The following is a 7,170-nucleotide window of genomic DNA, read 5'->3' on the forward strand; positions in this document are numbered from 1 at the left end:
TATTAGAGCAATATTGACTGTGCAATATAGAAAATATGCAATAAACTTATTTTCTACCTTTAATAAAATGCAGCAACCTAAACAAGGGTAAATTATGAGTAATTCAGATAACCACAGTCATCAAGCTCCAGACCCTAAAAATATGAATAAAGCTTTTTATATTGGGATTGGTCTAAATTCTGCATTTACGCTCATCGAGTTTATAGTGGGCTATTCAACTAATTCATTAGCTTTAATCGCAGACGCTAGCCACAACTTAAGTGATGTTGCCAGTTTAATAATCTCGTTAATTGGAATGAAATTAGCACAGAAAGCATCTACTACGCTTTATACCTATGGCTACAAAAAAGCTTCTATAATGGCGTCTCTTATTAACGCCATATTGTTAGTTACAATCGTTATAGGTATTGCGTATGAGGCCTTGGGTCGATTTGATACGATACCGGAAGTTGCAGGAAAAGTTATTATTATTACAGCTCTAATAGGTGTATTTATAAATACTGTTTCTGCTTTTGCATTCTACAAAGGTCAAAAAGACGATATTAATATCAAAGGTGCTTTCTTGCATCTAATGGTAGATGCATTGGTCTCTTTAGGTGTCGTTATCTCGGGCATTATTATTTACTATACAAGTTGGAATATCGTTGATCCTCTAGTTAGCTTGATTATTTCAGTCGTTATACTGTTATCGACTTGGGGTCTACTAAAAGAGAGTATCAAGCTTGCTATCGACGGAGTACCTCAAAATGTTGATCTCAGTAAAATCACTGCTATCTTAGAGAGCTATAATTTTATTCAAAACTTTCATCATTTACATATCTGGGCTTTGAGTACCACTGAGAATGCTCTTACAGTTCATATTGTACCGAAGACCGATATAACGTTTGAAGAGACTATTACTATGAAAGAAAACATCAAGGAAGATTTGGCGCATCAGAATATACAACATGCAACTATTGAATTTGGTACTAAGGCAGATGACAATCAAAAATCGCGTGCATTAAATGAAAGTATCAACTAAAAGATGATAGACCGTATATAGCTATCTCTTTTTAAGTATGAGGCGCGTGCCTTATGTCAACATAATTTTTTCAATCAGTTCTTATGTGATCAATAGTTTAAAACTTTTATATTTACGTGCGTTAGGACGTTACCTAGAAAAAATAAAAAACTTACGCTGATTAAATTATTATGATTAAGTTTACTATTACCCTCGTCTTCTAAGTGTGGTTAGACCTTTGCCAAAATAGCTTATTAGTAATAACAGGGTTATTATTATCAAGATAGGATAATTTCCCATAAGCATAAAGGGCGTGTTACCAACCCGTGCCTGTATCTCACCACGTAGTACAGTACGCTCAAACTGCGGTGCGCGTTTTACAATACGACCTTTATGGTTAATGATAGCGGTAACACCAGTATTGGTCGCTCGAATAAACCAGCGCCCGTTCTCAAGCGCGCGCATTTGTACCATTTGCAAATGTTGCAATGGTCCTGCTGAAGTGCCAAACCAGGCATCGTTAGAGACGGTCAACAAAAATTCAGTATCGATGGCATTTTTACGCGTGGTATCTGGATAAGCTACCTCATAACAGATAGCCGTCCCTATATTGTGTCCACGCACCTTTAGAGGTGACTGCTGATCACTACCACGACTATAGCTCTTAATATCCTGACTACCGGCCAAACTTGGGAAAATATCGAGCACGCCTTCAAATGGAATATACTCTCCAAAAGGCACTAGACGCTGCTTCTTGTATAGGCCTTCCGCTTCTACACCTCGAGCAATCACGCTATTGTAAAATGGGGGATACTTATCCGTACTGGCATTGAATGCCGCTTTATCCTTATAAGGGATACCAGTTATCCATGTCGTATTGGTCGCATTAGCCATTTCTATCATTTCACTAATAAAGCCCGCAGCCTCATCCTGAAACATAGGAATAGATGATTCAGGCCACACCACCACATCACGTCCCCACTCAGTGCGTGTTAACTTCGCATAAATCTTTAGCGTTTCTACTTGATACTTAGTCAGCCACTTTATATCTTGTGAAATATTACCTTGAATCAATGACACTGACAGATCAGGTGTGCCCTTAGGTTTTGTCCATTGCGGATTGACCAGCCATAATGATGTGCTAATGGCTAATAACAGTACAGAAACGATGGCATAACTACTGCGCCGAAGCAGTAGCTCTACTAAACTTGCAGCCAATAGTATGGCAACAAAAGAGACGGAAAAAACACCAGCAACGGGTGCTAAGGACGATAACCAATACTCTTCAGTAAATGCATAACCAACAAACAGCCACGGAAAGCCTGTGAATAACCAAGTTTTTAACCATTCTTGTAGCACCCAAAGAGCAGCAAATGAAAAGGGTTGTTTGCCTACCATACGGTTAAAGACTAGTGCTAACAATCCATGAAACAGTCCCATACCGAGACCCATCAATGCAATCATAATCAATGCGAGCCACGTTGGTGTATCGCTATAATCATGGATAGCAGTATAGAGCCAAAAGCCGCCGACGCACCATAGCCCCATACCGTAAGCTTCACCGATAATAAAAGCGCGACGACCACTCATACTTGTCACCAACAGCGCATATAAAATCGCTGGTGATACTATTGCTAGCGGCCAAAACCCATAAGGCGCTAGCGAAAATAAAAAAATAGCCCCTGCAAGCCATGCTGCTACTAGCGTAAGCGATAGCGGTAATTGATTTAAGTGAGTACTCAAACGCTTTTGTAGATTAATAGTAGACAGGCGCATCGCAAATTATCCAAAATTATGAGTTTTGAATTTTTAGTCAAAATCCAAAACTCGGATAGACCTGTTAATACTACAGGCAGCATTTCAAAATGAAAACTGCTTATGATACCAGTCCGCACTGCTCAATGGATAAATTTACGTACTCCGTTTGATGGGTTATTATGCTACATTACCAAACGATATGAAGTGTTACTTGACCTTCTATAGCTCACAATATCTACAGTACATGAGAGAGCACTATGACCCCCTTAAAAATAAAATCCAGTCTTATATTCAATCGTTATCTGTCTAAGGGGTTGCGTAGTACGTTAGTATTACTTGCCGCCTCATCACTATTTGCTTGTAGCCAACCGAGTAGTGGCGTATCTGATGCAAGCACAACATCGGCATCAACTGAAGATGTTTTGGCTGTTCCAAAGACAGCTGAACCAAACGTTATAAATACTCCTATGATGACATCAGTAAGTAAACCAGACCTACTAAAAAACGTCTCAGCCACTGTCTATAAAGATGCCAATTGCGGCTGCTGTAAAGAATGGATAAGTCATGCAGAAGATAATGGTCTAAGTGCAACCGCGCAAGATGTTGCGGACTTAGCCGTATTTAAAGAGCGCTACAGCGTTCCAAATGAAATGCGTTCTTGCCATACTGTAGTCACTACTGATGGTTACGTCTTTGAAGGTCATGTACCCGCTAAATATATGGCGCAGTTTTTAGAAAATCCGCCAGTACAAGCTATGGGTCTTGCCGTACCTGGCATGCCTGTTGGTAGCCCAGGTATGGAGTATCAAAATAAATTCATGCCCTATCAGGTTATGCAGCTCAATAAAGACGGGACGACCCAAGTTTATGCTGATATTGAATCGGTAGAGCAGCAATTATAGTGTGTTAGCAGTTAAGAATACTTTGATTATAGTGTTAGCGTTAAAAGTAAATGAGGCAGGTATAAGACTGTTCTATTGCTTATAAAATGATTCTTCATCAAAAAAATCATTAGCTATTGCGACTTTAAAAGCAAAAATAACTTTGAATTTGTAACTTTTGATGACAATGTAAGCGGATTTATCGGTTATTAACCCTTAAAATAGATAAATAATTAAGGGTTAATACAAGAATATACAGGATGTATCGAAACAATTACGTAATATTACATAAGCCAGTAGGGAATTAACATCTATATTAATATTATAAATTATTATATTATCTTAATAATTAGTTAGACCCTATATAGGGTAATTACTTCATCCAATAGAAAAACGTCTGAGGGTTAAATCTAAATTATAGATTTAACCCTCAGACGTTTTTTTGCTTATAAAACAGTAGAAATTGTGGTCAATCTAGTCAGCTATATTCTGTACATGTTACACAAACTTACATTGTAAAATGTGGGATATTAGCAATTTTTTCGACATCAAAAAAGTATTTTTGGGGTTTTTAAGGGGAATGACAGGCTAAACAACCTATGCTAAAGTCGGCTTTGTGTTTTGGTCAGCAGCTTGATTTGTAACAGCTTCGTAAGACTTCAATGAGCTGTGATCGCCAATAATCATTTTTTATATGAATAATATGCAGCAGAAGTATCAGTCACTATGACATATATATACTTGAGTTATTGAGATTTAATTGACTGCGCTGTTGTTGATAACAGACGATTTTGAATTAACCGTAGGTATTAGATTTATGAAACAGGCTTTATTGATTTTGTCAGTACTGGGTATGGGCATAGCACAAACGAGTGGTGCTGCTATCACAATCTCTCAAACAAATAATACCATCACCAATACTTCTGTGGCATCAAACTACGGTTCATCAAAAAACATCTATAGCACCAAAAGTGGTGCTTATGTTTCTAATAATGATGAAATTAGTCAAGCAATTAGCAACCTAAGTGCGCAGGCCAAGCAAAAAGAGAATCAGCTTTCATCATTAAACAGCCGCTTATACGCTGAAAAACAACAGCAGCAAGTCAATAAGGTTCCTGATAGCAATTCAGCACCCGCTATCGCTGCTGCTCGCGCCTCAAAAGTGGCTCTATCTAGCAGCTCTGGATACTGTGCCCGTTACGTACGTAAAGCACTACAATCAGCTGGTTATGAGTTCACTCCAAATCCTTCAGCCTATCAGTACGCTACTCGTGGCACACTTGAGAAAGCAGGTTTTAGCAAAATCAGTAATGATATGCCAACCCAAGTAGGTGATGTTATTGTCTATGATCGCTCATCAAAGCGTCCACATGGCCATATTCAAATTTTCGATGGTACAAATTGGATTTCTGATTTCCGTCAGAACAGCATCAGCCCATACAGTGGTGTCTATGCTTATACGACATGGCGTGATTCAAAATATGTGGATGACGCATCCGCATCAGATCGTAATATCTACCTTGCTATGAATGATAAATAAGACTTTCTAAGTCAGCACAACATAGTTGTTATTTCCTCCAACCCAGTAGTGATCTTACTATCATTGCTGGGTTTTTTTGTGCTTAACATCAGGGCGTATTTAACCTTTCATGATTTGATCCGTCAGAAATGAACACTACTGATATCATTACTCATTACAAGAATTATCGGCAAGCGCGTTTAAGATGCCACATGATGCCACATGATACCGCTTGTGCACTACCTGCACATTTCTGGCGCAAAACGGTCAAGTGATGCTTTAAGTGCATCAGTTCTTCCATTCGTATTTCCACAGCATGAATGTGCTCATCTAGCAAGTTATTCACATCGCCGCAGTCCTTGTCAGGCGACTCCCAGTATTCAAGTAAGATTCGCACATCATCTAAAGCCATATCGAGCGTACGGCAATGTAGGATAAATTGTAGACGCTCAATGTGCTCTTCATTATATAAACGATAATTCCCTTCGCTACGAAAAGGCTCGGGTAATAAACGCTCTTTTTCATAATAGCGAATGGTTTCTACTGTGGCACCTGTGCGTTTAGCGAGCTCACCAATTTTGATTGTCATAACAACCTCTATGATTTAAATAATTAAAGTGGCTGTAAAGACTAGCGCTAGAGAAATTAAAATTACGAAACTGTAGATAAATAACCTTGACTCTAAAGCCACTATAGGGTTCATAATATCATTATTCAAAGGGTAAATTATTATGAAATATCATATTGAAGGTATGGACTGTGCCAGTTGCATCGGCAAGATTGAAACAGCTTTGAAACGTATGCCTGGGGTTTCTGATGTTCAGCTGAATTTCGCTACAGAAACGCTAGAGCTAAATTTAGCCCCTGGTGCGCCGACTCAGGCTAGTGATATCGAAAAAACAATCAAAAGCCTAGGGTTCGGTATATCTGCCAATACTGGTCAACAAACTGTATCGGCTATTGATATTGACAGCGACAATCAGATGGCTCCGCAGGATAAGCGGTGGTGGCAAACTCAAAAAGGCAAACAGGTTGTTGGTCTCGGTATTTTGATGGGCAGCGCTTATGCACTGTCACTACTGTTCCCCGCTTATGGGATATGGGTGTTTGCCATCGCTGTGATTGTAGGCGTTTTTCCATTTGCACGCAAAGCCTTAGCACTGGCTAAAACAGGTTCATTCTTTTCAATTGAAACGCTGATGTCCGTCGCCGTGCTTGGCGCACTTATCATTGGTGAAGCTGAAGAGGCCGCAGCGGTTGTCTTTTTGTTCTCAATCGGTGAACTGTTTGAGAGTATCGCTGCTGATCGCGCTCGCGCTGGCATCAGAGCCTTATCATCGCTGGTTCCGAAAAGTGCGATTTTACTTGATGCTCAAGGTGGGCAGCGTAACGTTCCAGCGACTTCACTACAAGTGAATGACCTTGTGCTGGTGCGTCCTGGAGATAGGGTATCTGCTGATGGTTCCATTGTTCAAGGTGCGTCCAGCCTTGATGATTCGCCCGTGACGGGAGAGTCTGTTCCTGTTGCCAAGACGATGGGTGACAATGTATTTGCAGGGTCAATTAACATCGATGGTGTGCTCCAAGTGCGCGTAGAAAAGACAGCCGCCGATAACACTATTTCGCGCATTATTGATTTGGTAGAGCAAGCGCAAGCTTCCAAAGCACCCACTGCCCGTTTTATTGAGAAATTCAGTCGTTACTATACACCGGCTGTGATGGCTATTGCCGCCCTAATTATCATCGTCCCACCGTTAACCATGGGCGGAGATTGGTCAACTTGGTTATATCGAGGTCTAGCCTTATTATTGATCGCTTGTCCTTGTGCTCTTGTGCTCTCAACACCAGCTGCTATCGCCTCTGGTCTAGCGGTCGGTGCGCGCCGCGGCTTGCTGATCAAGGGCGGTAGTGCTTTAGAAACCATCGGCCAAGTGAAGACAGTCGCTTTTGACAAGACAGGCACTTTAAACTGAAGGCAAACCACGCGTGACCGATGTTGTTGACATTACACA

6 protein-coding genes are annotated in these 7,170 nt (G+C 40.3%); 4 read left to right on the forward strand and 2 right to left on the reverse strand.

Translation table 11 applies throughout. The features are described from left to right. Positions 1-94: 94 nt before the first annotated feature. On the forward strand, positions 95-1,021 hold the full coding sequence (locus CUR83_RS13370) for a cation diffusion facilitator family transporter (RefSeq protein WP_093071121.1): 927 nt from the start codon (positions 95-97) through the stop codon (positions 1,019-1,021). A gap of 186 nt (positions 1,022-1,207) precedes the next feature. Here the strand turns inward: CUR83_RS13370 and lnt are convergent, their stop codons facing one another. Further along, positions 1,208-2,776 carry an apolipoprotein N-acyltransferase gene (gene lnt, locus CUR83_RS13375; protein WP_284719851.1) on the reverse strand — a complete coding sequence of 523 codons (1,569 nt, stop codon included), beginning with the start codon at positions 2,774-2,776 and terminating at the stop codon, positions 1,208-1,210. Positions 2,777-3,015: 239 nt separating this feature from the next. Here lnt and CUR83_RS13380 point away from each other — a divergent pair, with 239 nt between their 5' ends. Both CUR83_RS13380 and CUR83_RS13385 read left to right on the forward strand, forming a co-directional pair. Further along, positions 3,016-3,660: a DUF411 domain-containing protein gene (locus tag CUR83_RS13380; protein WP_083499708.1), complete on the forward strand. Its 645-nt coding sequence runs from the start codon at positions 3,016-3,018 to the stop codon at positions 3,658-3,660. Between the two features lie 796 nt (positions 3,661-4,456). Then, positions 4,457-5,179: a CHAP domain-containing protein gene (locus tag CUR83_RS13385; protein WP_093071128.1), complete on the forward strand. Its 723-nt coding sequence runs from the start codon at positions 4,457-4,459 to the stop codon at positions 5,177-5,179. Between the two features lie 163 nt (positions 5,180-5,342). Here the strand turns inward: CUR83_RS13385 and cadR are convergent, their stop codons facing one another. Then, positions 5,343-5,747 (reverse strand): Cd(II)/Pb(II)-responsive transcriptional regulator, encoded by a 405-nt coding sequence (gene cadR / locus CUR83_RS13390; protein WP_284719852.1) that lies wholly within the window; start codon positions 5,745-5,747, stop codon positions 5,343-5,345. A 142-nt stretch (positions 5,748-5,889) separates the two neighbouring features. Between cadR and CUR83_RS13395 the strand changes: the two genes are divergently transcribed. Then, positions 5,890-7,131 (forward strand): heavy metal translocating P-type ATPase, encoded by a 1,242-nt coding sequence (locus CUR83_RS13395; protein ID WP_284719859.1) that lies wholly within the window; start codon positions 5,890-5,892, stop codon positions 7,129-7,131. Positions 7,132-7,170 lie beyond the last annotated feature (39 nt).

It is taken from the genome of Psychrobacter pocilloporae, assembly GCF_029872915.1.
In the GTDB taxonomy this organism is placed as follows: Bacteria; Pseudomonadota; Gammaproteobacteria; order Pseudomonadales; family Moraxellaceae; genus Psychrobacter; species Psychrobacter pacificensis.

What these genes read in the sequence shown, in the direction of transcription:
- CUR83_RS13370 (WP_093071121.1), top strand. Translation starts at nt 95, where the DNA reads ATGAGTAATTCAGATAACCACAGTCATCAAGCTCCAGACCCTAAAAAT.
- lnt (WP_284719851.1), bottom strand. Translation starts at nt 2,776, where the DNA reads ATGCGCCTGTCTACTATTAATCTACAAAAGCGTTTGAGTACTCACTTA.
- CUR83_RS13380 (WP_083499708.1), top strand. Translation starts at nt 3,016, where the DNA reads ATGACCCCCTTAAAAATAAAATCCAGTCTTATATTCAATCGTTATCTG.
- CUR83_RS13385 (WP_093071128.1), top strand. Translation starts at nt 4,457, where the DNA reads ATGAAACAGGCTTTATTGATTTTGTCAGTACTGGGTATGGGCATAGCA.
- cadR (WP_284719852.1), bottom strand. Translation starts at nt 5,747, where the DNA reads ATGACAATCAAAATTGGTGAGCTCGCTAAACGCACAGGTGCCACAGTA.
- CUR83_RS13395 (WP_284719859.1), top strand. Translation starts at nt 5,890, where the DNA reads ATGAAATATCATATTGAAGGTATGGACTGTGCCAGTTGCATCGGCAAG.